Source organism: Variovorax sp. V213 (assembly GCF_041154455.1).
GTDB lineage: Bacteria > Pseudomonadota > Gammaproteobacteria > Burkholderiales > Burkholderiaceae_C > Variovorax.
Window position 1 is genome coordinate 803,861 of the sequence record NZ_AP028664.1, and the last position, 26,330, is coordinate 830,190.

General features: G+C 67.6%; 30 protein-coding genes. 22 read left to right on the forward strand and 8 right to left on the reverse strand.

The window, feature by feature from the left end:
• Position 1: 1 nt before the first annotated feature.
• Positions 2-742: an NAD(P)H-dependent oxidoreductase gene (locus tag ACAM55_RS03870; protein ID WP_369654755.1), complete on the reverse strand. Its 741-nt coding sequence runs from the start codon at positions 740-742 to the stop codon at positions 2-4.
• Between the two features lie 83 nt (positions 743-825).
• Here ACAM55_RS03870 and ACAM55_RS03875 point away from each other — a divergent pair, with 83 nt between their 5' ends.
• Positions 826-1,446: a ParA family protein gene (locus tag ACAM55_RS03875; protein ID WP_369654756.1), complete on the forward strand. Its 621-nt coding sequence runs from the start codon at positions 826-828 to the stop codon at positions 1,444-1,446.
• A gap of 67 nt (positions 1,447-1,513) precedes the next feature.
• Positions 1,514-1,984, forward strand: coding sequence for a MaoC family dehydratase (locus ACAM55_RS03880; RefSeq protein WP_369654757.1), 471 nt, complete (start codon positions 1,514-1,516; stop codon positions 1,982-1,984).
• 36 nt (positions 1,985-2,020) lie between these two features.
• Here the strand turns inward: ACAM55_RS03880 and trmL are convergent, their stop codons facing one another.
• The gene (trmL, locus tag ACAM55_RS03885; RefSeq protein ID WP_369654758.1) at positions 2,021-2,482 is read right to left on the reverse strand and encodes a tRNA (uridine(34)/cytosine(34)/5-carboxymethylaminomethyluridine(34)-2'-O)-methyltransferase TrmL; all 462 of its coding nucleotides are present in this window, start codon (positions 2,480-2,482) and stop codon (positions 2,021-2,023) included.
• Between the two features lie 29 nt (positions 2,483-2,511).
• A complete protein-coding gene (locus tag ACAM55_RS03890) occupies positions 2,512-3,228 on the reverse strand; it encodes a ComF family protein (RefSeq protein ID WP_369654759.1) in 717 nt (238 codons plus the stop codon).
• Positions 3,229-3,251: 23 nt separating this feature from the next.
• Here ACAM55_RS03890 and ACAM55_RS03895 point away from each other — a divergent pair, with 23 nt between their 5' ends.
• From ACAM55_RS03895 to ACAM55_RS03930, 8 genes are all read left to right on the forward strand, one after another.
• On the forward strand, positions 3,252-4,166 hold the full coding sequence (locus ACAM55_RS03895; protein WP_369654760.1) for a biotin synthase: 915 nt from the start codon (positions 3,252-3,254) through the stop codon (positions 4,164-4,166).
• A 228-nt stretch (positions 4,167-4,394) separates the two neighbouring features.
• Positions 4,395-4,871 (forward strand): DUF2244 domain-containing protein, encoded by a 477-nt coding sequence (locus ACAM55_RS03900; protein WP_369654761.1) that lies wholly within the window; start codon positions 4,395-4,397, stop codon positions 4,869-4,871.
• A gap of 58 nt (positions 4,872-4,929) precedes the next feature.
• Complete coding sequence (gene coxB / locus ACAM55_RS03905; protein WP_369654762.1) at positions 4,930-6,108, forward strand: cytochrome c oxidase subunit II; 1,179 nt, start codon at positions 4,930-4,932, stop codon at positions 6,106-6,108.
• Between the two features lie 55 nt (positions 6,109-6,163).
• On the forward strand, positions 6,164-7,795 hold the full coding sequence (gene ctaD, locus ACAM55_RS03910) for a cytochrome c oxidase subunit I (protein ID WP_093016631.1): 1,632 nt from the start codon (positions 6,164-6,166) through the stop codon (positions 7,793-7,795).
• 31 nt (positions 7,796-7,826) lie between these two features.
• Entirely contained in the window at positions 7,827-7,943 is a 117-nt protein-coding gene (locus tag ACAM55_RS03915; RefSeq protein WP_354401267.1) for a cytochrome oxidase small assembly protein, read from the forward strand.
• A 25-nt stretch (positions 7,944-7,968) separates the two neighbouring features.
• Entirely contained in the window at positions 7,969-8,595 is a 627-nt protein-coding gene (locus tag ACAM55_RS03920) for a cytochrome c oxidase assembly protein (protein WP_093016629.1), read from the forward strand.
• Entirely contained in the window at positions 8,592-8,801 is a 210-nt protein-coding gene (locus ACAM55_RS03925) for a DUF2970 domain-containing protein (RefSeq protein WP_369654763.1), read from the forward strand. The genes ACAM55_RS03920 and ACAM55_RS03925 overlap by 4 nt, the downstream gene beginning before the upstream one ends.
• Positions 8,802-8,871: 70 nt before the next feature.
• Positions 8,872-9,753, forward strand: a complete 882-nt coding sequence (locus ACAM55_RS03930) for a cytochrome c oxidase subunit 3 (RefSeq protein ID WP_369654764.1) — start codon at positions 8,872-8,874, stop codon at positions 9,751-9,753.
• A 74-nt stretch (positions 9,754-9,827) separates the two neighbouring features.
• Here ACAM55_RS03930 and ACAM55_RS03935 read toward each other — a convergent pair whose 3' ends face one another.
• Positions 9,828-10,049 (reverse strand): twin transmembrane helix small protein, encoded by a 222-nt coding sequence (locus tag ACAM55_RS03935; protein ID WP_175543248.1) that lies wholly within the window; start codon positions 10,047-10,049, stop codon positions 9,828-9,830.
• Between the two features lie 36 nt (positions 10,050-10,085).
• On the opposite strand from ACAM55_RS03935, the gene ACAM55_RS03940 reads away from it, so the two are divergent.
• From ACAM55_RS03940 to ACAM55_RS03965, 6 genes are read left to right on the forward strand one after another with little or no spacing between them, the layout of a single operon-like run.
• Positions 10,086-10,895 (forward strand): SURF1 family protein, encoded by an 810-nt coding sequence (locus ACAM55_RS03940; protein WP_369654765.1) that lies wholly within the window; start codon positions 10,086-10,088, stop codon positions 10,893-10,895.
• Positions 10,879-11,562, forward strand: coding sequence for a hypothetical protein (locus ACAM55_RS03945; RefSeq protein WP_369654766.1), 684 nt, complete (start codon positions 10,879-10,881; stop codon positions 11,560-11,562). The genes ACAM55_RS03940 and ACAM55_RS03945 overlap by 17 nt, the downstream gene beginning before the upstream one ends.
• A 6-nt stretch (positions 11,563-11,568) precedes the next feature.
• Positions 11,569-12,786 (forward strand): heme A synthase, encoded by a 1,218-nt coding sequence (locus ACAM55_RS03950; RefSeq protein WP_369654767.1) that lies wholly within the window; start codon positions 11,569-11,571, stop codon positions 12,784-12,786.
• Positions 12,783-13,688 carry a heme o synthase gene (gene cyoE / locus ACAM55_RS03955; RefSeq protein WP_369654768.1) on the forward strand — a complete coding sequence of 302 codons (906 nt, stop codon included), beginning with the start codon at positions 12,783-12,785 and terminating at the stop codon, positions 13,686-13,688. The genes ACAM55_RS03950 and cyoE overlap by 4 nt, the downstream gene beginning before the upstream one ends.
• A gap of 8 nt (positions 13,689-13,696) precedes the next feature.
• A complete protein-coding gene (locus tag ACAM55_RS03960) occupies positions 13,697-14,326 on the forward strand; it encodes an SCO family protein (protein WP_369654769.1) in 630 nt (209 codons plus the stop codon).
• A gap of 28 nt (positions 14,327-14,354) precedes the next feature.
• Entirely contained in the window at positions 14,355-15,194 is an 840-nt protein-coding gene (locus ACAM55_RS03965; protein WP_369654770.1) for a DNA alkylation repair protein, read from the forward strand.
• Positions 15,195-15,242: 48 nt separating this feature from the next.
• Here ACAM55_RS03965 and rpoH read toward each other — a convergent pair whose 3' ends face one another.
• Both rpoH and ACAM55_RS03975 read right to left on the reverse strand, forming a co-directional pair.
• Positions 15,243-16,184: an RNA polymerase sigma factor RpoH gene (rpoH, locus tag ACAM55_RS03970; protein WP_055802668.1), complete on the reverse strand. Its 942-nt coding sequence runs from the start codon at positions 16,182-16,184 to the stop codon at positions 15,243-15,245.
• 147 nt (positions 16,185-16,331) lie between these two features.
• The gene (locus ACAM55_RS03975) at positions 16,332-16,796 is read right to left on the reverse strand and encodes a DUF962 domain-containing protein (RefSeq protein ID WP_369654771.1); all 465 of its coding nucleotides are present in this window, start codon (positions 16,794-16,796) and stop codon (positions 16,332-16,334) included.
• Between the two features lie 165 nt (positions 16,797-16,961).
• Between ACAM55_RS03975 and ACAM55_RS03980 the strand changes: the two genes are divergently transcribed.
• The 3 genes from ACAM55_RS03980 to ACAM55_RS03990 all read left to right on the forward strand — a co-directional run bounded on the left by ACAM55_RS03980 (position 16,962) and on the right by ACAM55_RS03990 (position 20,570).
• The gene (locus tag ACAM55_RS03980; protein WP_369654772.1) at positions 16,962-17,672 is read left to right on the forward strand and encodes a LuxR C-terminal-related transcriptional regulator; all 711 of its coding nucleotides are present in this window, start codon (positions 16,962-16,964) and stop codon (positions 17,670-17,672) included.
• An 11-nt stretch (positions 17,673-17,683) separates the two neighbouring features.
• On the forward strand, positions 17,684-19,444 hold the full coding sequence (locus ACAM55_RS03985; protein ID WP_369654773.1) for a hybrid sensor histidine kinase/response regulator: 1,761 nt from the start codon (positions 17,684-17,686) through the stop codon (positions 19,442-19,444).
• A 301-nt stretch (positions 19,445-19,745) separates the two neighbouring features.
• A complete protein-coding gene (locus tag ACAM55_RS03990) occupies positions 19,746-20,570 on the forward strand; it encodes a hypothetical protein (protein WP_369654774.1) in 825 nt (274 codons plus the stop codon).
• Between the two features lie 27 nt (positions 20,571-20,597).
• On the opposite strand, the gene ftsY is transcribed toward ACAM55_RS03990, so the two are convergent.
• Positions 20,598-21,830 (reverse strand): signal recognition particle-docking protein FtsY, encoded by a 1,233-nt coding sequence (ftsY, locus tag ACAM55_RS03995; RefSeq protein WP_369654775.1) that lies wholly within the window; start codon positions 21,828-21,830, stop codon positions 20,598-20,600.
• Positions 21,831-21,907: 77 nt separating this feature from the next.
• Here ftsY and ACAM55_RS04000 point away from each other — a divergent pair, with 77 nt between their 5' ends.
• Both ACAM55_RS04000 and ACAM55_RS04005 read left to right on the forward strand, forming a co-directional pair.
• Entirely contained in the window at positions 21,908-23,308 is a 1,401-nt protein-coding gene (locus tag ACAM55_RS04000) for a M16 family metallopeptidase (RefSeq protein WP_369656331.1), read from the forward strand.
• A gap of 16 nt (positions 23,309-23,324) precedes the next feature.
• Complete coding sequence (locus ACAM55_RS04005; protein ID WP_369654776.1) at positions 23,325-24,674, forward strand: M16 family metallopeptidase; 1,350 nt, start codon at positions 23,325-23,327, stop codon at positions 24,672-24,674.
• A 16-nt stretch (positions 24,675-24,690) separates the two neighbouring features.
• On the opposite strand, the gene ACAM55_RS04010 is transcribed toward ACAM55_RS04005, so the two are convergent.
• Positions 24,691-25,608, reverse strand: a complete 918-nt coding sequence (locus ACAM55_RS04010; protein WP_369654777.1) for a LysR family transcriptional regulator ArgP — start codon at positions 25,606-25,608, stop codon at positions 24,691-24,693.
• An 81-nt stretch (positions 25,609-25,689) separates the two neighbouring features.
• Between ACAM55_RS04010 and ACAM55_RS04015 the strand changes: the two genes are divergently transcribed.
• Complete coding sequence (locus tag ACAM55_RS04015; protein WP_369654778.1) at positions 25,690-26,325, forward strand: LysE/ArgO family amino acid transporter; 636 nt, start codon at positions 25,690-25,692, stop codon at positions 26,323-26,325.
• Positions 26,326-26,330: the final 5 nt, after the last annotated feature.

Consider the following 26,330-nt stretch of genomic DNA (forward strand, 5'->3'; position numbering starts at 1 on the left):
CTCAGGCCGTGCCTTTTTCGTTGTTGTCGTTTTCTTCGTTGGCGGCGGACATGGAGGCGAGGCCCCGGGCCGTCGCGGAGTAGAAGGTGGCGGACGCCGCCTTGTCCGCGTCGTCGAGCTCTGCCGGGCGATCGGTTTCGGGAACGGGGCAGGCCACGCAGGCGTCGAGCTCCTCGAGTTCCGGCCACTCGGGATAGCTGCCGAGCCGCTGGGCAAAAACCTCGACGTGCGCTGCCACCTCGGCCTCGCTCGCGCGGCGCGCGCCGTGGAACACCAGCGGCGGGAGAAAGCGCATGCCGCAGAGCGCGGCGGTCTGCTCGTAGGGCGGCAGGAAGGCGTCGAAGAAGTAGCGGTTGTAGCTTTGCGGGTGGTAGCTGGCATCGGGGCCGCCGGTGGTGGCGACCAGCCAGCAGTCCTTGCCCTGGAGCGCGGTGCCTCCGCGGCCATAGGCCCAGCCGTAGCTGAGCACGTCGTCGAACCAGAGTTTTTGCAGCGGCGGCGCCGAATACCACTGGATGGGGTGCAGCAGCACCACGAGGCTGGCCCTTGCGAGCCTGGCTTGCTCGGCCTCGACGTCGATCGAGAAGTCGGGGTAGCTGCCGTACAGGTCGTTCACCTGGACGCCCGGCACCGCGCGCGCGGCCGCCAGCAGCTGCCGGTTGACGCGGGAATCGCGCCAATGCGGATGGGCCGCGAGCACATAGATGCCGTCTGCGCCGGCGGCGGATGTCGTTGTCGTCATGCCGCGAACATAGCGCAAGATCGGCTCTCGCCCGGCCAGTCAGGCACTACCATCCGGCTGTTCCAGTTCTGGAGGAGAACTTCATGCCGGTGGTTCTGGTCGCCAATCCCAAGGGTGGCGTGGGCAAATCGACGCTCGCGACGAACATCGCGGGCTATTTTGCGAGCCGTGGCCATGCCGTGATGCTGGGCGACGTGGACCGCCAGCAGTCCTCGCGCCTCTGGCTCGGCCTGCGCCCGCCGCAGGCGCGGCCCATCGCCACCTGGGAAGCCACCGGCGACGGCGCTGTGGTGCGGCCGCCGCGCGGCACCACGCATGCCGTGCTCGACACGCCGGCCGGCCTGCACGGACGGCGCTTCAAGGAGGTGCTGGCGTTGGCCGACCGGGTGATCGTGCCGCTGCAGCCGAGCATCTTCGACATCTACGCCACGCGCGACTTCCTCGACCGGCTGATGGAACATCGCCGCGCCGAAAAAACCAGAATCAGCCTCGTGGGCATGCGCGTGAACGCCCGCACCCTGGCGGCAGACCGGCTGAACGAGTTCATCGCCAGCCTGGGCGTGCCGGTGCTGGGCGAACTGCGCGACACGCAGAACTACGTGCAGCTCGCGGCGCGCGGGCTCACGCTGTTCGACATCGCGCCGGGCCGTGTCCAGCGCGACCTGGCGCAGTGGCAGCCGATCTGCGAATGGCTGGAAGCCTGATCTCCCGGTTTTCCCTGAGCCTGCTTGTCGCAAGCCCGACAGCCGCGGCGACGCGCTTGGCACCAGAATGCCCCGCATGACCAAAAAGACCTTCCAGACTCTTCAGGATCTTGCCGCCTGCGTCGGCCAGGAAGTTGCCGTGAGCGACTGGATCACCGTCACGCAGGAGCAGGTGAACCAGTTTGCCGAGGCCACGGGCGACCACCAGTGGATTCACGTCGACGTCGAGCGCGCCAAGGCCGGCCCTTTCGGCGGGCCGATCGCCCACGGCTTCCTGACGCTGTCGCTGCTGCCGCGCTTCTACGAGACCGCTTTCGACGTGGTCGAGTCGCGCATGGGCGTGAACTACGGGCTCAACCGGGTGCGCTTCATGTCGCCCGTGCCGGTGGGCAAGCGGCTGCGCGCGCGCATGAAGCTCCTCACGGCGGAACCGATCGCCGACGACGGCCTGCAGATGACCTGGGAAGTCACGATCGAGCTCGAAGGCGCGGCCAAGCCCGCTTGCGTGGCCGAATCGGTAGTGCGCCGCTACCGCTGAAATTCGCCGCCAGCCGCGGCGCCGGAGCGCAGCCGCTCAGCCGAATCCGTTTTGCCGCCAGGCTTCGAAGACGGTCACAGCCACCGCGTTCGAAAGATTCAGGCTGCGCTGCCCCTCGCGCATCGGCAACCGCAGGCGCTGCGGCTCGGCAAAGCCCTCGCGCACCGCAGGCGGCAGCCCGCTGGTTTCCGAGCCGAACACCAGCCAGTCGCCGGGCTGAAAGCGCACGTCGTGCACGGCCCGCGTGCCGCGCGTGGTGAGCGCGAACATGCGCTCGGCAGCCGGCTTTTCGGTGTCGAGCAGGGCCTGCCAGTTCGCATGGCGCTTGACCTCGGCGTATTCGTGATAGTCGAGCCCGGCGCGGCGCAGCAGGCGGTCGTCCATCGAGAAACCCAGAGGCTCGACCAGGTGCAGCGCGCAGCCGGTGTTGGCCGCGAGACGGATCACGTTGCCCGTGTTCGGCGGGATTTCGGGGTGGACCAGAACGATATGGAACATGCGCCGATTGTCGCGGCGGCGCGCACCGCTCAACGCGGCGGATCGGTGCGCGCGAACACGACGGCGGTGACATGGGCCGCGCCGGCCAGCCGCAGCACCGCGGCCGCCGAGAACAGCGAGGCGCCCGTGGTCATCACGTCGTCGACCAGCACGACGCGGCGGCCCGGCAGCTGGCCCGCGCGCAAGGGCTCCACCGCAAAGGCGCCCTGCAGGTTGCGAAGGCGCTCGGCGCGCGCGAGGCCGATCTGCGCCGGCGTGTCGCGGGTGCGCAGCAGCAGCGTGGCGTCGGTCTTGGCGGACGCCAGCCGGCGCGCCAGTTCGAGCGCCTGGTTGAAGCCGCGCTCGCGCAGCCGGGCGGGCGCCATCGGCATCGGCAGCACGGCGTCGCACTGCTCCAGGGCCGGTTCCACCCAGGGCACGCTGCGCATCAGCGTGGCCAGCGGGCCGGCCCAGCCGGCCTCGCCGCGGAATTTGAACTGGGCGATGCAGTCGGGCCATGGCCACGCATAGCTGCATGCCGCAAGGCAGGCGTCGAGCGGTGGCGGCTCGCCCACGCATTCGCCGCACCGGACAACGCCGTCCGGGACCGGCAGGGCGCAGCTTTCGCAGCGTGCTGCCGGCGGCGCGAAGCGGGCCACGCAGGCGTCGCAAACCCGCCGCGATGGCCAGGCGCGGCACACTTCGCACTGGCTGGGCAGCCGTGCAAGCAGAGAGGTCAAAGGCCGACCGGCCCAACGGCTGAACATAGGCTCAATATACTCACGGCCCCATGGCCACCGACCCCGCAAGAAGACCGCCGACCATCGACCCCACGGCGGCTGCACGCTGGAGCCGGCTCGCGCCTGCCGCCGGCTCGCCCTGGCTGCACGAGGAAATCGGCCGCCGCATGGAAGACCGGCTCCAATGGATCAAGGCGCAGCCCCGCACCTGGGCCGACTGGGCGCCCCTGCGCGGCGGCCTCGAGGCGCACGAACTCGTGGCCCGGCGCTACCGCGAGGCCGGCTGCTTCGTGATCGAACCCGAACCGGCGCTCGCCGCCGCGGCCGGCGAGGCGCTGGCGGCGCCCTGGTGGAGCGCGCGCCGCTGGCAGGGCGGCAAGGCGCGCTTCGATGCGCCGCCGGAAGACGGCGTGGACCTGCTCTGGGCCAACATGTCGCTGCACATGGCCGCCGACCCCGAGGCGCTCATTACCCGCTGGCATCGGCTGGTGGCAACGGACGGCTTCCTGATGTTCTCGTGCCTCGGCCCCGACACGGTCCGCGAGCTGCGGGCGCTGCACGCCCGCCTGGGCTGGCCGGCCGCGGGCCACGAGTACACCGACATGCACGACTGGGGTGACATGCTGGTGCATGCCGGCTTCGCCGAACCCGTGATGGACATGGAACGCATCGTGCTTACCTGGGCAACGCCCGAGGCGGCACTGGCCGAACTGCGCACGCTGGGCCGCAACCTGCATCCGGCGCGCTTCCCGGCGCTTCGCGGCAGGGCGTGGCACCAGGCGCTGAAGCATGCGCTGCCCGAGCTGGCGCCGGCCGAAGCGGGCGGCGGGCGCATCGCGCTGACCTTCGAAGTCATCTACGGGCACGCCTTCAAGCCGGCGCCGCGCGTGGCGCTTTCGGCCGAGAGCGCGGTGTCGCTGCGCGAGATGCGCTCGATGCTCCAGCGCGGCCGGCCCGGCGCTTGAGCCGCCGGGCCGCTCCCAACGCGAAGATCGTAGCGCGCAGCGCGGAGGTTATCGAATGAACGCCGGGCTACGCAAGCTGCGCATCCGGTGGGCGGCCGCCTGTGTCTACCCGCTACAATCCGCCGTTGCGTGAAACTCGCGGGTGCTGTTCCGCGAACGAGGTCCGTCCGATCCTGTGGGGACAAGGGGTTGGTTGGTCGTCGACGCACCGATTTGCTGAACTCGCCCGTGTCGAATTCCGTGTTTCGTTTTGCCACCGTTTCAGGCCAGAGCATCCAATGGTTCCTGAAGCGGAACTGCTCGGTGACGCCGAGCCAGCTGGGCTGGCTCTACGCCTCGCTGTGCGTGGTATCGCTCGGTATCGGTACGGTCTTCTGGCTGCACGGTGCGCCGCTGGTGCTGCCCTTCGCCTGGCTCGAACTGGCCGCGGTGGGTTTCGCGTTCATGCTGTACGCACGGCACGCGACCGATGGAGAGAAGATCGCGCTGCAGGGCGGCCGGCTGGTGGTAGAGCTCGAGAACGGTGGAGACTACGAGCGCACGGAATTTTTACCGCACCAGGTGCGGGTCGAACCGCAGGCCGGCGATCGTTCGCTGATCGAGGTCTCGGGTCAGGGTCGATCGGTCAGGGTGGGGCGCTATGTACGCCCGGAGTTGCGAGCCGCACTGGCGCGCGAGATTCGCATGGCGTTGCGTGGCGCCTGAGGGCTCACGCGGCGCTGCACGGTTGGGTTTGTTGAAAAAATTGAGAAACGTGAACACGATGAAGAGCATTTGGCGCAATAAGTACAGGCCGGCGAATCTGTTGCTGGCGGCCGGCGCGGCTTTCAGCGGCGCGGCGCACGCAGTCAACGATCTGCCCGGCGGGCCCTCGGTGCGCCAGCTGAACCTTCCGCTTGGTGTCACCAAGATTGCGCAGGAACAGCACTTCCTGCACACGGTGATGATGATCCTGTGCACGGTCATCTTCGTTGCCGTGTTCGCGGTCATGTTCTATTCGATCTGGAAGCACCGCAAGTCGGTCGGCCACAAGGCGGCCAACTTCCATGAATCGGTGGTGGTCGAGGTCATCTGGACCATCGTGCCCTTCCTCATCGTGATCGTGATGGCGCTGCCCGCCACCAAGGTGCTGGTGGCCCAGAAGGACACCACCAACGCCGACCTCACCATCAAGACCACCGGCTACCAGTGGAAGTGGGGCTACGACTACCTGAACGGCGAAGGCGAGGGCCTGGCCTTCATCTCCACGCTCGACAGCTCGCAGCGCGCCATGTCCGACGCCGGCGCCAAGGGCACGATGCCCGACGACTACCTCTTCAAGGTCGACAACCCGCTGGTGGTGCCGGTCCAGAAGAAGGTCCGCATCATCACCACCGCCAACGACGTGATCCACGCGTTTGCCGTGCCGCAGCTCGGCATCAAGCAGGACGCGGTTCCCGGCTTCGTGCGCGACACCTGGTTCCGCGCTGAAACCGTGGGCGACTACTACGGCCAGTGCCAGGAGCTCTGCGGCAAGGAGCACGCCTACATGCCCATCCACGTGAAGGTGGTCTCGGCCGCCGACTACACGGCCTGGGTCGATGGCAAGCGCAAGGAAGCCGCAGCCAAGCTCGACGATCCGGGCAAGGTCTGGGCCCTGCCCGACATGATGACGCGTGGCGAGAAGGTCTATGCAGCCAACTGCGCGGCCTGCCACCAGGCCAACGGCAAGGGCGCAGGCCCGATCAAGCCGCTGGATGCCAGCCCCAAGGTGGTCGACGCCGACCACAAGGTGCAGCTGCAGGTGCTGCTCAACGGCCAGAACAATGGCGCGATGCCCTCCTGGAAGCAGCTGAGCGACACCGACCTCGCGGCAGTCGCCACCTATACAAAGAACAGCTGGTCGAACAAGACGGGTCAGCTGGTGCAGCCGGCCGAAGTTCTGGCCTTGCGCGGCAAGTGATCGTGAAGATCGAGCCCAAGCGCCCCGCGACGAAGAAATTGCAAGGAACAACGAAATGAGTGCAGTCCTCGACCCCCACGGTCACGCCCACGACGGCCACGCACACGACGAGCACCACGCAGCGCCCACCGGCTGGCGCCGCTGGGTGTTCGCCACCAACCACAAGGACATCGGCACGCTCTACCTGCTGTTCAGCTTCACGATGCTGATGGTGGGCGGCGTGCTCGCGCTGATGATCCGCGCCGAGCTGTTCCAGCCCGGCCTGCAACTGGTGAACCCCGAGCTGTTCAACCAGTTCACCACCATGCACGGCCTGATCATGGTGTTCGGCGCCATCATGCCGGCGTTCGTGGGCTTCGCGAACTGGATGATCCCGCTGCAGATCGGCGCATCCGACATGGCGTTCGCGCGCATGAACAACTTCAGCTTCTGGCTGCTGATCCCCGCGGCGCTGATGCTCGTGGGTTCGTTCTTCATGCCCGGCGGCGCACCGGCTGCGGGCTGGACGCTCTACGCGCCGCTCACGCTGCAGATGGGCCCCTCGATGGACGCCGGCATCTTCGCGATGCACATCATGGGCGCGTCGTCGATCATGGGCTCGATCAACATCATCGTCACCATCCTGAACATGCGCGCCCCCGGCATGACGCTGATGAAGATGCCGATGTTCTGCTGGACCTGGCTCATCACCGCCTACCTGCTGATTGCCGTGATGCCCGTGCTCGCAGGCGCCATCACCATGACGCTGACCGACCGCCACTTCGGCACCAGCTTCTTCAACCCCGCCGGCGGCGGCGACCCGGTGATGTACCAGCACATCTTCTGGTTCTTCGGCCACCCCGAGGTCTACATCATGATCTTGCCGGCCTTCGGCATCATCAGCCAGATCGTGCCGGCGTTCTCGCGCAAGCGGCTCTTCGGCTATGCCTCGATGGTGTACGCCACCTCGTCGATCGCGATCCTGTCGTTCATCGTCTGGGCGCACCACATGTTCACGACCGGCATGCCGGTCACGGGCCAGCTGTTCTTCATGTACGCGACCATGCTGATCGCGGTGCCCACGGCCGTGAAGATCTTCAACTGGATTGCCACCATGTGGCAGGGCTCGATGACCTTCGAGACCCCGATGCTGTTCGCGGTCGGCTTCATCTTCGTGTTCACGATGGGCGGCTTCACCGGCCTCATCCTGGCCATTGCCCCGATCGACATCCAGCTTCAGGACACCTACTACGTCGTGGCCCACTTCCACTACGTGCTGGTGGCCGGCTCGCTCTATGCCATGTTCGCGGGCTATTACTACTGGGCGCCCAAGTGGACGGGCGTGATGTACAACGAAGCGCGCGGCAAGCTTCACTTCTGGTGGTCGCTGATCTCTTTCAACGTCACCTTCTTCCCGATGCACTTCCTGGGCTTGGCCGGCATGCCGCGCCGCTATGCCGACTACCCGATGCAGTTTGCCGACTTCAACGCCGTGGCGTCGATCGGCGCGTTCGCATTCGGTCTCGCCCAGGTCTATTTCTTCTTCTTCATCGTGTTGCCGAACATGCTCGGCAAGGGCGAGAAGGCACCGCAAAAGCCCTGGGAAGCCGCTGAAGGCCTCGAGTGGGAAGTGCCGTCGCCGGCGCCTTTCCACACCTTCGAGAACCCGCCCAAGCTCGACGCGACCGCCACCAAGGTGATCGGCTGAGCGCTTCCCGCCTCCGACCCGCATGACCACGATGACCACGCCCGAACAAAGAAGGAACAACCGACGCATGGGGCTCACGCTGGCCTCCATCGCCGTGCTGTTCTTCCTCGGATTCCTGGTCCGCATGATCTGGTTCAGCGGACGCTGAAGCAGCCGCGAACGGAGCCGCCCGCATGAGCCTCGGTCAACGCATCAAGCGCGCCAATGTCCGCATGGTCGGCAAGCTGGCCGTGGTGGCCTGTGGCATGTTCGCGTTCGGCTATGCCCTGGTGCCGCTCTATCGCGCCATCTGCGAGATGACCGGCATCAACATCCTCGCGCTCAGCGAACTCGAGGTGCCGGGCGGCGCGAGCGGCGGCAAGAACGTGCGCGTGCCCGACAACACGCAGGTCGACACCACGCGCACCATCACGGTCGAGTTCGACTCCAACGTGCGCGGCGGACTCTGGGACTTCAAGCCCGCCGAGCGGACGATCCAGGTGCACCCCGGGCAGCTCAACACCGTGATGTACGAGTTCCAGAACGTGCAGAACCGCCGCATGGCGGCGCAGGCCATTCCAAGCTATGCGCCGCAGCAGGCCGCGCCGTACTTCAACAAGCTCGAGTGCTTCTGCTTCAACCAGTACACGCTCGACCCGGGCGAGAAGAAGCAGTGGCCCGTCGCCTTCGTGATCGACCCCAAGATCTCCAAGGACGTGAAGACGATCACCCTGTCGTACACCTTCTTCGAGGTTGGCGGCAAGACGCCCGCGGCCCCGGTGGCCGCCGTTTCGAATGCTGCCCATGAGCCCCGTTCGTGACCGCCCCGAACACGCCGCCCAAGGCCACGCTGTGGGACACGGTGAAGGCCGTCTGCTGGTCGTTCTTCGGGGTGCGCAAGAAAAGCGCCTACCAGGACGACCTGGCCAAGCTGAATCCGCTGCACATCATCGCGGTGGCTTTTGCCGCGGTCATCGTTTTCATCGTCGGCCTGGTGCTGCTGGTGCGCTACGTGGTTGCGCACTGAGCGCGATCCACGTGGCCCGCGACATCCAGAACCCATCGAATCGAGAGAAGAAAGAAAGCCAGGAGCTGATATGAGTTCAACCACCCACGGCACCACGCCCTACTACTTCGTGCCGGGGCCATCGGCCTATCCGGTCATGGCCGCGACCGGCCTGTTCTTCGTGATTCTGGGCGCGGGCCAATGGATCAACGGCCACCAGTGGGGCGCATGGTCCTTGCTGCTCGGCATGATCGGGTGGCTTGCCACGCTGTTCGTGTGGTTCCGCACCGCCATCGGCGAGAGCGAAAGCGGCCGGTACGGCCACAAGGTCGATCTCTCGTTCCGCTGGAGCATGAGCTGGTTCATCTTCTCCGAAGTGATGTTCTTCGGCGCCTTCTTCACCGCGCTGTGGTGGACCCGCACCCATTCGCTGCCGGCGCTCGGCAGCCTCGACAACGCGATGCTCTGGCCCGACTTCAAGGCCGTCTGGCCCAGCCTTGCCGCCGGCGCCACCGGTTCGCCGGCCGACATCGTCGAGCCGTTCCAGACCGTCGGCCCGTTCTGGCTGCCCACGATCAACACCGCGCTCCTGCTGAGCTCGGGCGTCACGCTCACCATTGCCCACCACGCGCTGCGTGCCGGCCATCGTGCCCAGACCATCCGCTTCATGTGGCTCACCGTGCTGCTCGGCCTGCTGTTCCTGGGCGTGCAGGGCTACGAATACCACCACCTGTACACCGACCTGAACCTCAAGCTCAGCTCCGGCGCCTACGGCTCGACCTTCTTCATGCTGACCGGTTTCCACGGCATGCACGTGTTCATCGGCATGCTGATGCTGCTGTTCATCACGCTGCGCCTGCAAAAGGGCCACTTCACGCCGGAGCGCCATTTCGGCTTCGAAGGCGCGGCCTGGTACTGGCACTTCGTGGACGTGGTGTGGCTCGGCCTTTACACACTGGTTTACTGGCTTTGAGCGAACCCCGCGGCATGCAGACAAAAAGGCGCCGGAAGGCGCCTTTTTCATGGTTCTCGTGGAACGAGCACCATCTACTTGCCGACCGGGAGCCCGGTGGGCTGGATGTAGCCGAATTTCCAGGCCAGCAGCATGCAGAGGAACAAAAACACGGAGATGCCGATCCGAAAGGTGAGCGCGCGCGCCATGCCGCCGCTTTTGGCGCGTCCGTTGCGCCCGTCTTTCAGCATGTAGAAGAGCGCGAAGGCAAGGCTCGCGAAGATGCCCACGAAAGCCAGGGCGACGAAATATTTCATGATTCCGATTATCGGCCGCACGCCTCATCCGCTCCAGTGACGCCAGAGCCTCTTCACCCCGCCAGGGCGAGGCCGAAGCGAGGCCGTTTCCTGCTGGTCACGCTGGCCGCCATGATGACCGTGTCCGCCACGGTGTCGCTGGGCCGCTGGCAGCTCTCGCGTGCGGCGCAGAAGGAGGCGCTGCAGGCCGAGATCGAATCGCAGAAGCAGAAGCCGCCACTCGCGCAGGCCGACTTCCTGGCGCTCGAGGCGCCGGCCGGCGAACTGCATCGGCCGGTGCGGCTGCGCGGCCTCTGGCTGAGCCCGCAGACTGTTTACCTGGACAACCGGCAGATGCATGGCGTGCCGGGCTTTTACGTGCTGACGCCTTTTGCCCTGGAAGGCAGCGACCAGACCGTGATGGTGCAGCGCGGCTGGGTGCAGCGCAATTTCAATGACCGCACGCAGCTGGGCGTGGTCGACACCCCGCCGGGCATCGTCGAAGTCACCGGCCTGATCGAACCGCCGCCCGGCCATTTGTTCGAACTCGGCAAGCCGGCGCCGGCCGCCTCGGCACCGGAATCCGCGGGGTCTTCGCCCATCCGGCAGAATCTCGACCTGGAAGCGTTCCGCGCCGAAACCAAGCTGCCGCTGCGAACCGATGTGTCGCTGCAGCAGATCGGCCCGGCTTCCGAGGGGTTGCAGCGCGACTGGCCGGCCCCCGCTCTGGGTCTGGAGAAGCACTACGGCTATGCATTCCAGTGGTTCGGGCTCTCGGTCCTCGTGGTAATCCTCTATGTCTGGTTTCAATTCATTGCCCCCTTCCGCCGCTCGAGGCGCCGCGCACGCGATGCAAGCAGCCTCTGACGAACCGCTGGGCCTGACGGTGCATTCGATGCCGTCGCCCAACCAGGCGCTCGACGGTGCCGAGGGCCGCCGCACGGCCGTCGGGCGCTGGAAGATGATTGCAGTGATGCTGATGTGCGCCGCGCCCGTCATCGCCTCGTACTTCACCTACTACGTGATCCGGCCCGAGGGGCGCAGCGCCTACGGCGAACTCATCGATCCGCAACGCACGCTACCCGTGCTTGCCGCGACCGATCGCAATGGCGCGCCGGTCGACTTTTCCACGCTCAAGGGACAGTGGCTGCTGGTTGCGGTGGCCGATGCGGCCTGCGACGCCCTCTGCGAGCAGCAGCTGTACCTGCAGCGCCAGTTGCGCGAAAGCCTGGGTCGGGAGAAAGACCGGCTCGACCGCGTCTGGCTCGTGAGCGACGCGGCGCCCATTCCGCCGCGGCTGGACAACGGCCTGCGTGGTGCCACCGTGCTGCGCGTGCCCGCCGAGCAGCTCGCCAAGTGGCTCGCGCCTGTTCCCGGCCACGGACTGGCCGAGCACCTGTTTGTGGTCGATCCCATGGGCAACTGGATGATGCGTTTTCCGGCCCGCATGGACGCCAAGGGCGCGAGCCGCGCCAAGCGCGACCTCGACCGCCTGCTGCGCGCCTCCGCCTCCTGGGACGAGCCCGGCCGCTGAGATTGCATGATGGACACCGGCTCGCTCTACGACCTGACCCCCATCGCCTGGCTGATGGCGGCTGGCGTGCTGATCGCGCTCGGCCCGCTGGCGTGGGTGTGGCGCCGCAACGCGGGTGCCGGGCCGGCGCGCCGGCTGCACGCGCTCACGGTGCTGACGCTTTTCCTCACCTTCGACCTCACGCTGTTCGGTGCCTTCACCCGGCTCACCGATTCGGGCCTGGGCTGCCCCGACTGGCCGGGCTGCTACGGCAACGCGAGCCCGGTCGGCGCCAGCCACGAGATCGCCATGGCGCAGTCGGCCCAGCCGACCGGCCCGGTCACGCACAGCAAGGCCTGGGTCGAAATGGTCCACCGCTACCTGGCCACCGGCGTCGGCGTGCTCATCCTCGCGCTCGCGGGTGCCACCTGGATCGTGCGGTGGCGCCAGCGCCGCCTGCCCGTGCCGGCGAAGGGCGAGCACGCGACGCTCAGCGCTTGGTGGCCGGCGTTCACGCTGGTCTGGGTTTGCCTGCAAGGCGCATTCGGTGCGCTGACGGTGACCTGGAAGCTGTTTCCCGCCATCGTCACGCTGCACCTCTTGGGGGCCGTGGTGCTGCTGGTGCTGTTGTGCATCCAGGCGGTGCGCTACCGGCAGGCCGCCGCGGACCGCCTGCCCACGGCCGTGTCGCCGGCGCTGCGCAATGGCCTGCTCGCGACCTCGGCCTTGCTCCTGCTGCAGATCGCGCTCGGCGGCTGGGTCAGCACCAACTATGCCGTGCTGGCCTGCACCCAGTTCCCGACCTGCCAGGGCAGCTGGTGGCCGCCGATGAATTTTGCGCAGGGCTTCGAAATCTGGCGCCATCTGGGCCTGACCGGCAACGGTGCACCGCTCGATTTTTCGGCGCTCACCGCCATTCACTACGCGCATCGGCTGATGGCCTACGCCGTGTTCGCCGCGCTGGGCGTGCTCGCCTGGCAGCTGCGCCGCACCGCACCGCTGCGGCCGCAGGCCCGCTGGCTCGCGGGGCTGGCGTTGCTGCAGCTCGCCACCGGCCTGGGCAACGTGCTGCTCGGCTGGCCGCTCGTGGCCGCGGTGCTGCACACCGGCGGCGCCGCGGCGCTGGCCGTGGTGCTGACCTGGGCGCTGTGCGAGAGCCGCCGCGGGGCCGCCGCCGCAGTCGCCCACGACAGAGACAAGGCGCCCGGCGCCCCACATAACAACCAGAGGGAGGCCGCCGCGTGAGCACGCCGATTTCCGTGCAGCAGACAAGCACCGCCAACGTGCTGCGCCAGTTCTACGCGCTGACCAAGCCGCGCGTGGTGCAGCTGATCGTTTTCTGCGCCCTCATCGGCATGGTGCTGGCCGTGCCGGGCCTGCCCACGTGGACCGACGTGCAGCGCGCCGTGCTGGCCTGCATCGGCATCTGGCTGGTGGCGGGGGCGGCGGCGGCGTTCAACTGCCTGGTCGAGAAGGGCATCGACGCCAAGATGAAGCGCACCGCCTGGCGCCCCACGGCACGCGGGCAGCTCAGCGACCTGCAGGCGCTGGTGTTTTCGGCCCTGCTGTGCGTGGCCGGCTCGGCGCTGCTGTGGTTCAAGGTCAATCCGCTCACCATGTGGCTCACTTTTGCCACCTTCGTCGGCTATGCGGTGATCTACACCGTCATTCTCAAGCCGCTGACGCCGCAGAACATCGTGATCGGCGGCGCCTCGGGCGCCATGCCGCCGGTGCTGGGCTGGGCTGCGATGACGGGTGACGTGGGGCCGGAAGCACTGATCCTGTTCCTCATCATCTTCCTGTGGACGCCGCCGCACTTCTGGGCGTTGGCGCTCTACCGCGTCGAGGACTACCGCAAGGCCGGCCTGCCGATGCTGCCCGTCACGCACGGCAACGAGTTCACGCGACTGCAGGTGCTGCTCTATACCTTCATCCTGTTCGCGGCTTGCCTGATGCCTTTCATCTACGGCATGAGCGGCTGGCTCTACCTGGCGGTGGCGGTGGGCGTGAGCATCGGTTTCACGGGCTACGCCTTTGCGCTCTGGCGCAACTACTCCGACATGCTGGCGCGCAAGACCTTCCGGTTTTCGCTGATTCACCTGAGCGTGCTGTTCGCGGCATTGCTCGTCGACCACTACCTCCGCTGATTGATCGAATGCCCGCGTCCATGAACAAGCGAAATGTCCTCAAATTGATTGCCGGCGGTGCAGGATGGGCGGGCATGGCCGCAACCGTGGGCCTCGGGCTTGCGGCCTGCAGCGAGCCCAGGCCCAGCTTCAATGCGGTCGACATCACGGGCGCCGACTACGCCAAGGACTTCTCGCTGAAGGACGCCGACGGCAAGGTCCGCACCCTCGCCGACTTCAAGGGAAAGGTGGTGGTGCTGTTCTTCGGCTACGCCCAATGCCCCGACGTGTGCCCGACCACCATGACCGAAATGGCGCAGGTCAAGCAGCAGCTCGGCAGCGACGGCGACAAGCTGCAGGTGCTGTTCGTGACGGTCGATCCGGCGCGCGACACGCCCGAAGTGCTCAAGGCCTACATGGGCGCGTTCGATCCGAGCTTCGTCGCGCTGATTCCCACGGCCGACCAGCTGGCCGCGACCGCCAAGGACTTCAAGGTCTATTTCAAGAAGGTCGAGGGCAAGACCCCCACCAGCTACTCGATGGACCATTCGGCCGCGAGCTTCGTGTACGACGCCCAGGGCCGGCTGCGGCTCTACGCCCGCTATGGCGCCGGGGTGCCGCCCATGGTGTCGGACGTGAAGGCGCTGCTCAAGTCCTGACTGGGGGTGGTCGCAGCCCCGCTCGCCCATGGACACCGCCGTCGCCCTGGCTTCCGTCGATCACCTGAAGGCGCGCAAAGGCGCCTTCCGCATCGCGCTCATTCCGCCCGAGGTGCTGCGCGCGCTCAACGACGGCTTGCTCGAGACCGTCAACCTCAACGAATTCCTGGCGCTCGAACTGCCGCAGCTCGCGCGCAGCGTGGCGGGCCACATCGGCCTCGATCCGGCCAGCGAGCGTCTTGCCGACACGCTTGCCATGCTGGGTGCGTTCAAGCCGATGCAGCGGCACGGCCACGTTGCGCGGGCACTTTACGACCTGGCGGCGCAGCATGCCGAGCGCGATGCCGTTGCCCATCGGCTGGCCACGCACGCGAGCGACGTCGCGCGCTGCTGGGCCGCGCAGTGGGTCACGCTCTCGGGCCTGCCGCTGGCGGCGCAGCTGGGGGCGGTGCGGCGCTTTGCCGCCGATCCGCACTTCGGCGTGCGCGAAATCGCCTGGATGGCGGTGCGCGATGCGGTCGTCGCTTCGCTCGACGAGGCGCTGGCGCTGCTGCAGCCGTGGACGGCCGATGCCGACCCGAACATCCGCCGCTTTGCCAGCGAACTCACGCGTCCGCGCGGCGTGTGGTGCACGCAGATCGATGCGCTCAAGGCCGAACCCTGGCGCGCCTTGCCGCTGATCGAGGCCTTGCGGGCCGACGGCAACCGCTACGTGCAGAACTCGGTGGCGAACTGGCTCAATGACGCGAGCAAGACCCAGCCGGAGTGGGTCGACCGGCTCTGCACGCGCTGGCTCGATGAATCCGACACCCCAGCCACGCGGTACATCGCCAAACGGGCCCTTCGAACGCTTTCGAAGCAGGCATGAAAAAGCCCGGCACGGCCGGGCTTTTCTGGGGGTGAAGAGCGGCGGGGCTCAGGCGTAATCGGCCAGCGCCTTCTTCATCTTCTTCATGGCCGCGACCTCGATCTGGCGAATGCGCTCGGCGCTCACGCCGTACACCGCGGCCAGGTCGTGCAGCGTCATGCCGCCCGAGCCGTCGTCGTTGACCTTGAGCCAGCGCTCTTCCACGATGCGGCGGCTGCGGTCGTCCAGCGCTTCGAGCGCGGTGGCGATGCCGTCGCTCGAAAGCCGGTCGCGCTGCTGCGACTCGAGCAGGGCGGTCGGTTCCTGCGTGGCGTCGGCCAGATAGGCGATCGGACCGAAGGCTTCATCGCCGTCGTCCGACGGGCCCGGATCGAGCAGCACATCGCCGCCCGACAGGCGGGTTTCCATCTCCAGCACTTCTTCGGGCTTGACGTTGAGCCGGGTCGCCATTTGCGACACCTCTTCGGGGCTCAGCGTCTCGCGGTGCGTGCCGTTGTCGGCCGCGGCCGAATCGGCCTTGAAGCCCTGCTTCATCGAGCGCAGGTTGAAGAACAGCTTGCGCTGGGCCTTGGTCGTCGCGACCTTGACCATGCGCCAGTTCTTCAGGATGTACTCGTGGATCTCGGCCTTGATCCAGTGCATGGCGTAGCTCACGAGCCGCACGCCCTGATCGGGGTCGAAACGCTTCACGGCCTTCATGAGGCCGACATTGCCCTCCTGGATCAGGTCGCCGTGCGGCAGCCCGTAGCCCAGGTACTGGCGGGAAATGGAAACCACGAGGCGCAGGTGCGAGAGGATCAGCGCACCGGCCGCTTCGAGATCGTTGTGGTCGCGCAAACGGCGTGCGAAGCCCTGCTCTTCCTCGAGCGTGAGCATCGGGAGGCGGTTGGCGGCCGAAATATAAGCATCCAGGTTGCCCAGCGGCGGCACCATCGACCAGGGATTGGCGACGGCGAGCTGGTTGGCAGAGGCTCCAGACAGCATGGTCATCAGGGGAAACTCCTTTGTATTGGGCATATTAGCACTCGATTAGAGGGAGTGCTAAACCAAGGGTTCCCCCTAAGTTTCTATCGCACCGATAGGCAAAGCTGTCAGCCGGACGGGCAGTCCGGCCGGCGGCATCGTCCGACCCGAGCCCTACCAGCGTATACCCAGGCGCGAAAACAGCCTCGAAAGTACAAACAGGGGCCCCACCCAGAGATATTGGATGTCTTCAAAGAAAGAAGGTTTCCTGCCCTCGATCTTGTGGCCGACGAACTGGAAGATCCATGCCACTACAAAGATGGCGGCGGAAACCGGCAGTACAAGATCTCCCATGGCATGAACCACTGCCAACACCAGTGCCGTCCCGGCGAGCATGGTGGCCAGGAATACGGGGGAGCGCAGGGTGGCGTAGTACACCAGGCTGGCCGCCACGAAACCGTAAGCCACCCAGGGATGCAGCGCAAACAGCAGGCCGACGATGCTCAGCATGATGGCCGGGATCGCCACGAAGTGGATCAGCTCGTTGGTCGGATGGCGGTGGCTTTCGCCATAGTGGGCCAGCAGCCGGTCGACCTTGCGGTCGCCCGTTGCTACCGGGGCATCGGCGGTGTGCAGCATGTTTGTCTCCAGGGCACCGTTCGTTGCGGCGAGTAACCGCATGGTGCCCCCTCCGGGAGTCGCTGGCAAGTGCTATAAAAATAGTAGCAAATGCTTCCGGACCTCAGGGTCGCGGCATGACTTAGGGCACTGTTGCGCGCGCGGGGCATCGCTAAGATCGATCGCGTGGCCTCGCTCGAATCTTCATCCAACCCGCCGCCTTCGATCCTGGAAACCAGCCTGCCCAGCCCGCCGACCGCGATCCTGGTGGTGGACGACCACGATCTGCTGCGGCTTGGCGTGCGCGCGTTGGTGCAGGCGCAGACCGCTTCTTCGGGCGCGAGCATCGAGGTCTTCGAGGCGGGCAGTGTGGCCGATGCGCTGGCGCTCTATGAAAAGCATCGGGCGTCCATAGGTTTGGTGCTGCTGGATCTGGCGCTGCCCGATACGCACGGCTTGGGCGGACTGGCGGAATTTCGCCTGCGTTACCCGTCCGCCCGGATCGTGGTGCTTTCAGGCACCGGCAACACATCGCTGGCACAAGGGGCGGTGGCGCTGGGCGCGAGCGCTTTTCTTCCCAAGTCGGCCGACCTGAAGGAGGTGGTGGGATTTATCCGGGCCTGCGGACTGCTCGACCAGGACGCGTCTGAAAAGGCCCCTCCCGCCACGCCGCCGAAAGCACTCGGTGGCTACGCTGAATTTGCCCACGCCAGCGCTTGGCAGGAACTCACGCCGCGCCAGATGCGGGTGCTGCAGTGGGTGCTCGAGGGCAAGGCCAACAAGGAAATTGCTCAGCTCGCGGGCCTGAGCGAGGGTACGGTGAAGAACCATGTCTCGACCATCCTGCTGCTGTTCGGTGTGCGCTCGCGCGCGCAGTTGATCAGCAGCCTGCGCTGAGCCCGCCGCACATGGCCGACACGCCGCTGAGCCAGCGGGTGCTCCGCGAGCACGTTGCTTCGGTGTACTTCAACTACAACGCGACGTTCCTGGCCCGTGTCGTTTTTGTCCTGGTGCTCGGCGGGTTCATGTACCTGCAACTGGGCGACCCCATGGTGCTGCCATTCGTCGTGCTGCACTTGGCGCTGTATCTGGGCATGTATTTCACGCCGCGCTGGAGCCCGTCGGTGCCTGCGGCGGAAAGTGCCTGGTGGGCCCGCAAGATCACCCGCATCGTGACCCTGCTCGGGTTTGCCGATGCGCTCGCGCCATGGATCTTCGTGCCTGCCGGCAACCTGCCGGTGACTGCCGCGCTGATGGTGGTGATGATGGGCAACTGCGCCCGGGCCGTGCAATCGCTGCGGCCCCTGAAGACGGCGCTGTTCGGCCACACGCTGCCGATGATGGGCGGACTGATCGTCGCCCTGGCGTGGCAGGGCGACGCCATCCATCTCTTTCTCGCGGCCTTTGCGACGATCTATCTCGTTCTCATGCTGCGCGTCGGCGTGCAGGAGCACCGGCTGCTGGCAGATTCGCTGATCCTGCGCTTCGAAAAGGAAGCCTTGGCCGTGCGGCTGGCGGAGCAGATCGCCGCCACCGAGCGTGCCAGCGAAGAAAAAACCCGTTTCCTTGCCAGCGCCAGCCATGACCTGCGGCAGCCGCTGCACGCCATCGCGCTGTTCGGCGCCGCGCTCGAAAACGAACTGCGCGGACGTCCGGAAGGAGTCAACGCGGAGCGCCTGATGCGCGCGGTGAACGCGCTGGGCACGTCGCTCGACACCATGCTCGACGTCTCGCGGCTCGACGCGGGCGTGGTCACGCCCGAGCTTGGGGCGGTGCAGCTCGACGCCTTGTTCTTGCCGCTCAACCACATGTTCTCGCCGCAGGCCGAGCAAAAGCAGCTGCAACTGCGCGTGCGCGCGAGCGGATTGTGGGTGCGCAGCGATCCGCAACTGCTGCACCGCCTGCTTTCCAACCTGATCGACAACGCGCTCAAGTACACGGTGAGCGGCGGCGTGACCGTGAGGGCTCGTGCGCGCGGCGATGCGGTGTGGATCGAGGTGCGCGACACCGGTGTCGGCATCGCGCCCGAGCAGATCGGCCGCATCTTCGAAGAGTTCTACCAGGTCGGCAACCCCGGCCGGGACCGGTCGCAGGGCCTGGGTATCGGCCTGTCGATCGTGCAGCGTCTGTCGCGCCTGCTGGACCATCCGTTGCAGGTGCATTCGCGGCCGGGACGGGGCACCCATTTCCGCGTGGTGCTGCCCGCCGCCACGCCGCTGGCGGGCGCTGTCCTGCAAGGCGCCGAGGCGCATCGGCAGCCCGCCGCAGGGGCACAGACACTGCCCGGGCGCGTGCTGCTGGTTGACGACGAGGCGGAAATCCGCGAAGCCATGAGCGAACTGCTGCGCTCCTGGTCCATCGAAGTGCAGGCCGTGGCCGACGAAGCGGAGGCAGAGAAAGCCCTTGCGCGGGCGGAGGGCCAGGCGCAGCCCTTCGATCTGCTGATGTGCGACTACCGCCTGGCCGAGGGCAACGACGGGCTCGACGCCGGTCTGCGCCTTCGCCAGCGCTTCGGCACCCGCATGCCGTTGTTGCTGGTCACCGGCGAAACCGCGCCTGAACGCCTGCAGCGCGTCCGCGCGTCCGGCGTCGCCGTGCTGTTCAAGCCGGTCGACGCCGGCAAGCTGTTTCGAACCCTGAGCGAACTCGCGCCTGCCGGCGCCTCATGACTTTTGGCACTGGTGTGCCTATCGGCCGGCCTTTACCGTTGCGCGGTCTCACACACTCAACGTCTCAGGGAGAGATTTCATGCAAGCAAAACTTTGGATATCGGCGCTCGCCGCGACTTTGGCCGCCTGCGGTGGAGGAGGTGGCGGCGGCGGCGGTGGCTTCGCTGGCTTGCCGGTGGTACCGGCGCCTGCGCCAGCACCCGCTCCCGCGCCCGCCCCTGCACCATCGCCCGCTCCGGCCCCAGCGCCAGCCCCGGCCCCGGCCCCGGCCCCGGCCCCGGCCCCGGCTACGCGTACCTTCATGTACGAGGCCTTGCCGCCCGCCGCAGACGCCCCGGCGTTTCTCGACCGGCTCAATGCGCAGGGCGCCAGGGCGTTCCGCTTCTTCAGCGGCCTTGCCTTCACCACCGGCCCCACCAGCGTGGAGGTCGTCGAAGCCTATGTGAAGGACGCCGAGACCACCTATTCCTTCGAGCTGCTGCCCGTGGCCAGTTCCGTGGCTGACCTCGAGGCGCAGCTCAACGCCCAGGGTGCCAGGGGCTTCAAGTGGGGCGGGCCGTACGTGGTCGGCGGCCAGAGCCGCACGCTCTATCGCAAGGACAACGGCTCCGCATCGACCTTCACCTATGCCGTGCTGGTGGCACCTGCCGACAGCACCGGCTACCTGTCGCAGACCAACGCCCAGGGCGGCAACGGCTACTACAGTGTCGGCGGCGCCTACCTGGTCGGCGGGACCACGGTGCTGGTCTATCAGAAGGACACCCAGGGCAGTGCGACCTACGGCTATGAAGCGCTGGGCCAGCCCGGCAGCGACGCCGATTTGCTGGCCCAGTTCGAGGCCCAGGGCGCCCGGGGCTTCCGGTTCAAGACCGGCTACGTCTTCTCGGACGGCACGAGGTTGCTCTACGAGAAAGACCTGTCGCAATCGGCCACGTTCAGCTACCAGAACCTGCAGCCCGCGGGCAACAGCGCGGACTACATCGTGCAGGCGAATGCCGAGGGCGCCAAGGGCCATGCCCTGGTGGGCGACTACATGCTGCCGGGCGGCCAGATCCGGACGTTCTACGTCCGGCCTGCCAACTGCACCGGTTTTCTCTGCGATACCCGCTCGCTCTTCGGTTTTTGAGCGGCAGCGGGCTCTGCCGCCGGCGCCTCAGCCCAGCAAAGCCTGCGCGAACTCGCGTGCGTTGAAGGTCTCGAGGTCTTCGAGCCTTTCGCCCACGCCGATGAAATAGACCGGAATCGGCCGCTCGCGCGCAATGGCGCAGAGCACGCCGCCCTTGGCCGTGCCGTCGAGCTTGGTCACCACCAGGCCGGTGAGGCCCAGCGTCTCGTCGAAGGCCCTGACTTGCGCCAGGGCGTTCTGCCCGGTGTTGCCGTCGATCACCAGCAGCACCTCGTGCGGGGCCGTGGCGTCGGCCTTGGTGACGACGCGCTTGATCTTCTTGAGCTCGTCCATCAGGTGCAGCTGCGTGGGCAGGCGGCCCGCGGTGTCGACCAGCACCACGTCCTTGCCGCGCGCCTTGCCGGCCGTCACCGCGTCGAAGCTCACGGCGGAGGGGTCGCCGCCCTCCTGGCTCACGATCTCGACCGTGTTGCGGTCGGCCCAGACCAGCAGCTGTTCGCGCGCCGCCGCCCGGAAGGTGTCGGCCGCCGCCAGCAGCACCGAGGCGCCCTCGTTGGCCAGGTGCTTGGTGAGCTTGCCGATGGAGGTGGTCTTGCCCGCGCCGTTCACCCCGGCCACCATGATCACTGTCGGCGTGAACTGGCCGATCACCAGCGGCTTCTCGAGGGGCTTGAGCAGGTCGGTGATGGCGTCGGCCAGCAGCCGCTTCACTTGCGCCGCGTCGGTCGCCATCTGTCGCTTGACGCGGCCGCGCAGGTCGTCGAGCAGAAACTCGGTGGCCTTGACGCCGGTGTCGGCCATCAGCAGGGCCGATTCGAGCTCCTCGTACAGTGCGTCGTCGATCTGGGCGTTGACGAACACCGCCTGGATGCCGGTGCCGGTCTTTCGCAGGCCCGTCTTGAGCTTGTCGAACCAGCCCTTGCGCTCGGCCGCCATGGCCGTATCGGTGACGAGGGCGGGGAGGGGCGCGTCCGGCCCGGGGGGGGCAGGTGTCGGCGTTGGCGCCGGCACGGGGGCGAGAGTGGGCGCAGCGGGAGCGGCTACGGGGGGCGGCGGAGGCGCCACTGGGGGCGGTGGGGCCGGCACTGCGGGCGGAGGCGCCGCTTCCTCTACCGCAGGTTTCGAGCCGAACCAGCTCGATGGCGAGAACACCGAGCGCGCAGGCGCGGGCTCGGGGGCCGGTGCAGGCTCGGCGACCGGGGAGGGTGCCGGCGCGGCCGGTGATTCGGCAGGCGGTTTTTTCTTGAAGAAACTGAACATCGGGAGCTTTTTACAATCCGACCCATTCTATGAAACACCCCTCGCCACGCCGTGCTGCGTTCGGTGCGGTGCTGGCGATGGCGCTTTCGGCGCCGTGGACCATGCCTGCGCAGGCCCAGCCCACACCGGCTCCCGCCGCTTCATCCCCCGCCGCCACGGCACCCGCTCCCCAGCAGTTCACCCTCGCCAACGGCATGACGCTGCTGGTGCTGCCCGACAGGCGCGCCCCCACGGCGGTGCAGATGTTGTGGGTTCGCGTGGGCTCGGTCGACGAGGTCGATGGCACCTCGGGCGTGGCGCACGTGCTCGAGCACATGATGTTCAAGGGCACCAAGGACATCAAGCCCGGCGAGTTCTCGCGCCGCGTGGCGGCCCTGGGCGGCCAGGAAAATGCCTTCACCACGCGCGACTACACCGGCTACTACCAGCAGATTCCGGTCGCCAGCCTCGAGCAGGTCATGAAGCTCGAATCGGACCGCTTCGCCAACAACCAGTGGTCCGACGACGAGTTCAAGCGCGAGATCGAGGTGGTCAAGGAAGAACGCCGCCTGCGCACCGAAGACCAGCCGCGCGCATTGCTTGGCGAACAGCAGAATGCGGCCGTCTTCACGGCCTCGCCCTACCACCGCCCCGTGGTCGGCTGGATGAGCGATCTGGACGCCATGACGCCGGACGACGCCCGCGCCTTCTTCCGTCGCTGGTACGTGCCCGCCAATGCCGCCGTGGTGGTGGTCGGCGATGTCGACGTGGCCAGGGTGCGCGCGCTGGCCGAGAAGTACTACGGCGGCATTCCCGCGCGCGCCGTGCCCGCGCGCAAGCCGCGCACCGAGCCCGCGCAGCGCGGTATCCGCCGCATCGAGTTCAAGGCGCCCGCCGAGCAGGCCTACGTGTCGCTCGCGTTCCGCATTCCGCAGCTGGAGAGCATCGACGCCGCCGACAGCGACGTGTGGGCGCTCGAAGTGCTCTCGGCCGTGCTCGACGGCTACACCGGCGCGCGGCTCGACCGCGCGCTGACCCAGGGGCCTGACCGCGTGGCCGATTCCGTCAGCGCCTATTCGGGCCTGGCCGGCCGTGGGCCGCAGCTGTTCACGCTCGTGGGCGTGCCGGCGAACGGCAAGAGCGCTGAAGCGGTCGAGGCCGCGTTGCGGGCCCAGGTGGCGCGCGTTGCCAAGGAAGGCGTGGGCGAAGCCGAGCTCGCGCGCGTCAAGACGCAATGGGTGGCGAGCGAAACCTACAAGCGCGATTCGGTGATGGCGCAGGCCCGCGAACTCGGCAGCAATTGGGTGCAGGGGCTGCCGCTGGACACCAGCGCGCGGATCATCGCGAAGCTGCAGGCCGTGACGCCGGCCCAGGTGCAGGCCGTGGCCGCCAGGTATTTTGGAGACGACCAGCTCACCGTGGCCACCCTGCGTCCCCTGCCGCTCGAGTCCAAGCCCCGCGGCCGAGGTTTTGCAGCGCCCCAGGGCGAACTGCGCTGAAGGGCGCCGGATTCCAATGACCCCAATGAAAAAAATCCTGCGTTCCGCGCTGTTCGCTGCCGTCGCCGCCGTCGCGGGTTCCAACGCCGCGCAAGCCGCGCTCCCCATCGAGCATTGGACGCTTGCCAGCGGCGCCAAGATCTACCTGGTGTCGACCCAGGCGTTGCCCATCGTCGACGTGCAGATCGATTTCGACGCCGGCAGCCGGCGCGATCCGGCGGCGCAAGCGGGCCTTGCCAGCGCGACCGCGACCATGGTCGAGAAGGGCGTGCGCGCCGGCAAGAACGGCGAGCCGGCACTCGACGAGAACGCGCTGGGCGAAGCCTGGGCCGATCTGGGCGCCGAGTTCAACGCCAGTGCCGGAACCGATCGCGCGAGCTACTCGCTGCGCACGCTGTCCGACCCCGCGCTGCGGGCCAAGGTCGTGGCGCTGGCTTCGCGCGAGATCGGCGAGCCGGCCTTTCCCGACGACATCTGGCAGCGCGAGCGCGAGCGCATCAATGCCTCGATCAAGGAAGCCAACACCAAGCCGGCGACCATCGCGGGCCGCGCCTTCGCGCAGGGCGTCTACGGCGCCCATCCCTACGGACAGGAAGTCACCGAAGCCACGCTCGCGCGGATCGACACCGCGGCCATGCGGCAGCGCTACCAGCAGCTCATCGTGCCGTGCCGCGCCAAGCTCAGCATCGTGGGCGCCGTGACCCGTGCCGAGGCGGAAGCCATGGCCACCGCGCTGCTCTCACGGCTGCCCGGGCCGCAGGCCTGCACGCCGCTGCCCGCCATCGCACCGGTCACCGCACTCACGGCCCCGAAGGACGAGCGCATTCCGTTCGCCTCGGCCCAGGCCCATGTCTTCATCGGCCAGCCGGGCTACCCGCGCAAGGACCCGGACCACTTCGCGCTCACGCTCGGCAACTACGTGCTGGGCGGCGGCGGTTTCGTCTCGCGGTTGACCAATGAAGTGCGCGAGAAGCGCGGCCTGGCCTACAGCGTGTACAGCGGCTTTGCGCCGGGCCTGGACGCCGGTGCGTTCCGCGTCGGCTTCCAGACCCGCCCCGACCAGGCCGAGGAAGCCGTGAAGGTCTCCCGCGACGTGGTCGCGAAGTTCGTGGCCGAAGGTCCGACCGCCGCCGAACTCAAGGCCGCGAAAGACAACCTGATCGGCGGCTTTCCGCTCTTGCTGGACAGCAACCGCAAGCTCATCGGCAACGTGGCCAATATCGCGTGGCACGACCTGCCGCTGGACTATCTCGACACCTGGACCGCGCGCATGAACGCGGTCACGGCGGCCGAAGTCCGCGCCGCCTTTGCGCGCAAGCTGCAGCCCGAGCGCATGGTGACGGTGGTGGTGGGCGGCAAGCAATAAACAGCAAGCGGCGTGTTCAGCGCAGCGCGTGCGCCCCGCTTGCGGCGGCTGCGCGCACCGCCGCCTTGAGCCGTTCGAGCAGCCGCGGCGCCGCGCGCGCCTGCTGCCAGTAGAGCGGCACCTGCAGCCCCGAGCCAGGCACCAGTTCCACTAGCGCGCCCGTGCGCAGCGCGTCGGCCGCCAGGCTGACGGGCAGCATGCCCCAGCCCATGCCCGCGCGCGCCGCTTCGACGAAGCCGTGTGCCGAGGGCAGCCAGTGCCGCGGCGTCTCGATGCTGCGATGGCAGATGCGCCGCACCCAGCGTGCCTGCAGCCGGTCCTTGCGGTCGAACACCAGGCTGGGCGCGTGGGCCAGGGTTCGCGCACCCACGCCCTTGTCGAAGTAGCGGCCAACGAATTCCGGGCTTGCGGCCGCCACATAGGGCATGGTCCCCAGTGCTTCGCTGTTGCAGCCGGCCACCGGCTGCGCCAGCGCGGTGACGGCGGCCAGCACCGCGCCGCTTCGCAGGCGCTCGGCGGTGTGGTCCTGGTCGTCCACGGTCAGGTCGAGCAGGGCGGATTCTTCCTGCCGTGCAAAGGCCGCGGCGGCCGCCATGAACCAGGTGGCGAGGCTGTCGGCGTTCACTGCCACCCGCACCGTGACGCGCTCGCCCGCGTTGCCGCTCCTGCCGCCCATGCCGAGCGCGGGCAGGGCGTCGCGCAACTCGTGCTCCAGCATGCCTACCCGCTCGATGTGGCGGCAGAGCTGCTGCCCGGCTTCGGTGGCCACGCAGGGCTGGCCGCGCACCAGCAGCGCGCCGCCGGTGCGCTCTTCGAGCAGCTTCACGCGTTGCGAGACGGCCGATGGCGTGACGTTCAGCGCGCGGGCCGCGCGCTCGAAGCTGCCTTCGCGCACCACGGCGGCCAATGCGTTCAGGGCGGCGTAGTCGAGCATGGTTCGTTGGAATTAGAAAAACTGAAGATGGCTTAGGAGGTTTAGTTTGAATTAATCGCGCCGCGGCGGCAAGCTGGCGCCATGGCCTACGAACAAGTCACCACCGCATTCGCCAATGGACTCTTCATGAGCCTGGTGCTCATCGTCGCCATCGGCGCGCAGAACGCCTACGTGCTGCGCCAGGGCTTGCGGCGCGAGCATGTGAGCGCGGTGGTGCTGTTCTGCGCCGCCAGCGATGCGGTCCTGATCGCGGCAGGCGTGGCCGGAATGGCGCAGGCGCTGAAGGGGAAGCCGGCATTCGCCAGCGCACTCGCAGGGCTTGGCGCGCTGTTCCTGGGCGCTTACGGCCTGCGCGCGCTATGGCGTTCGCACCAGCCCGGCGCATTGCGGGCAACAGCCCATGGCGCATCGCTCTCGCGCGCGGCCGTGCTGGCTCAGGCGGCGGGCTTCACCTTGCTGAACCCGCATGTCTACCTGGACACCGTGCTGCTCGTGGGCGGCACCGGCGCCCAGTACGGCGGCTCGCTCAAGGCCTGGTTCGTCGCGGGCTCGGCATTGGCAAGCGCGCTGTGGTTCTCGGCGCTGGGCTTCGGGGCGCGATGGCTGGCGCCGGTGTTCGCGCGTCCGCGTGCCTGGCAGATGCTCGATGCGCTGATCGGCGGCACGATGCTGGTGCTGGCCGCGCTGCTGGCACGGCGCGCTTTCCTGGGCGCATAGGGGCC

Bases quoted from the DNA above. Each gene is read 5' to 3' on its own strand.
- ACAM55_RS03870 (WP_369654755.1), bottom strand. From the start codon at position 742: ATGACGACAACGACATCCGCCGCCGGCGCAGACGGCATCTATGTGCTC.
- ACAM55_RS03875 (WP_369654756.1), top strand. From the start codon at position 826: ATGCCGGTGGTTCTGGTCGCCAATCCCAAGGGTGGCGTGGGCAAATCG.
- ACAM55_RS03880 (WP_369654757.1), top strand. From the start codon at position 1,514: ATGCCCCGCATGACCAAAAAGACCTTCCAGACTCTTCAGGATCTTGCC.
- trmL (WP_369654758.1), bottom strand. From the start codon at position 2,482: ATGTTCCATATCGTTCTGGTCCACCCCGAAATCCCGCCGAACACGGGC.
- ACAM55_RS03890 (WP_369654759.1), bottom strand. From the start codon at position 3,228: ATGTTCAGCCGTTGGGCCGGTCGGCCTTTGACCTCTCTGCTTGCACGG.
- ACAM55_RS03895 (WP_369654760.1), top strand. From the start codon at position 3,252: ATGGCCACCGACCCCGCAAGAAGACCGCCGACCATCGACCCCACGGCG.
- coxB (WP_369654762.1), top strand. From the start codon at position 4,930: ATGAAGAGCATTTGGCGCAATAAGTACAGGCCGGCGAATCTGTTGCTG.
- ctaD (WP_093016631.1), top strand. From the start codon at position 6,164: ATGAGTGCAGTCCTCGACCCCCACGGTCACGCCCACGACGGCCACGCA.
- ACAM55_RS03915 (WP_354401267.1), top strand. From the start codon at position 7,827: ATGACCACGCCCGAACAAAGAAGGAACAACCGACGCATGGGGCTCACG.
- ACAM55_RS03920 (WP_093016629.1), top strand. From the start codon at position 7,969: ATGAGCCTCGGTCAACGCATCAAGCGCGCCAATGTCCGCATGGTCGGC.
- ACAM55_RS03930 (WP_369654764.1), top strand. From the start codon at position 8,872: ATGAGTTCAACCACCCACGGCACCACGCCCTACTACTTCGTGCCGGGG.
- ACAM55_RS03935 (WP_175543248.1), bottom strand. From the start codon at position 10,049: ATGAAATATTTCGTCGCCCTGGCTTTCGTGGGCATCTTCGCGAGCCTT.
- ACAM55_RS03945 (WP_369654766.1), top strand. From the start codon at position 10,879: ATGCAAGCAGCCTCTGACGAACCGCTGGGCCTGACGGTGCATTCGATG.
- ACAM55_RS03950 (WP_369654767.1), top strand. From the start codon at position 11,569: ATGATGGACACCGGCTCGCTCTACGACCTGACCCCCATCGCCTGGCTG.
- ACAM55_RS03960 (WP_369654769.1), top strand. From the start codon at position 13,697: ATGCCCGCGTCCATGAACAAGCGAAATGTCCTCAAATTGATTGCCGGC.
- ACAM55_RS03965 (WP_369654770.1), top strand. From the start codon at position 14,355: ATGGACACCGCCGTCGCCCTGGCTTCCGTCGATCACCTGAAGGCGCGC.
- rpoH (WP_055802668.1), bottom strand. From the start codon at position 16,184: ATGACCATGCTGTCTGGAGCCTCTGCCAACCAGCTCGCCGTCGCCAAT.
- ACAM55_RS03975 (WP_369654771.1), bottom strand. From the start codon at position 16,796: ATGCTGCACACCGCCGATGCCCCGGTAGCAACGGGCGACCGCAAGGTC.
- ACAM55_RS03985 (WP_369654773.1), top strand. From the start codon at position 17,684: ATGGCCGACACGCCGCTGAGCCAGCGGGTGCTCCGCGAGCACGTTGCT.
- ACAM55_RS03990 (WP_369654774.1), top strand. From the start codon at position 19,746: ATGTACGAGGCCTTGCCGCCCGCCGCAGACGCCCCGGCGTTTCTCGAC.
- ftsY (WP_369654775.1), bottom strand. From the start codon at position 21,830: ATGTTCAGTTTCTTCAAGAAAAAACCGCCTGCCGAATCACCGGCCGCG.
- ACAM55_RS04000 (WP_369656331.1), top strand. From the start codon at position 21,908: ATGGCGCTTTCGGCGCCGTGGACCATGCCTGCGCAGGCCCAGCCCACA.
- ACAM55_RS04005 (WP_369654776.1), top strand. From the start codon at position 23,325: ATGACCCCAATGAAAAAAATCCTGCGTTCCGCGCTGTTCGCTGCCGTC.
- ACAM55_RS04010 (WP_369654777.1), bottom strand. From the start codon at position 25,608: ATGCTCGACTACGCCGCCCTGAACGCATTGGCCGCCGTGGTGCGCGAA.
- ACAM55_RS04015 (WP_369654778.1), top strand. From the start codon at position 25,690: ATGGCCTACGAACAAGTCACCACCGCATTCGCCAATGGACTCTTCATG.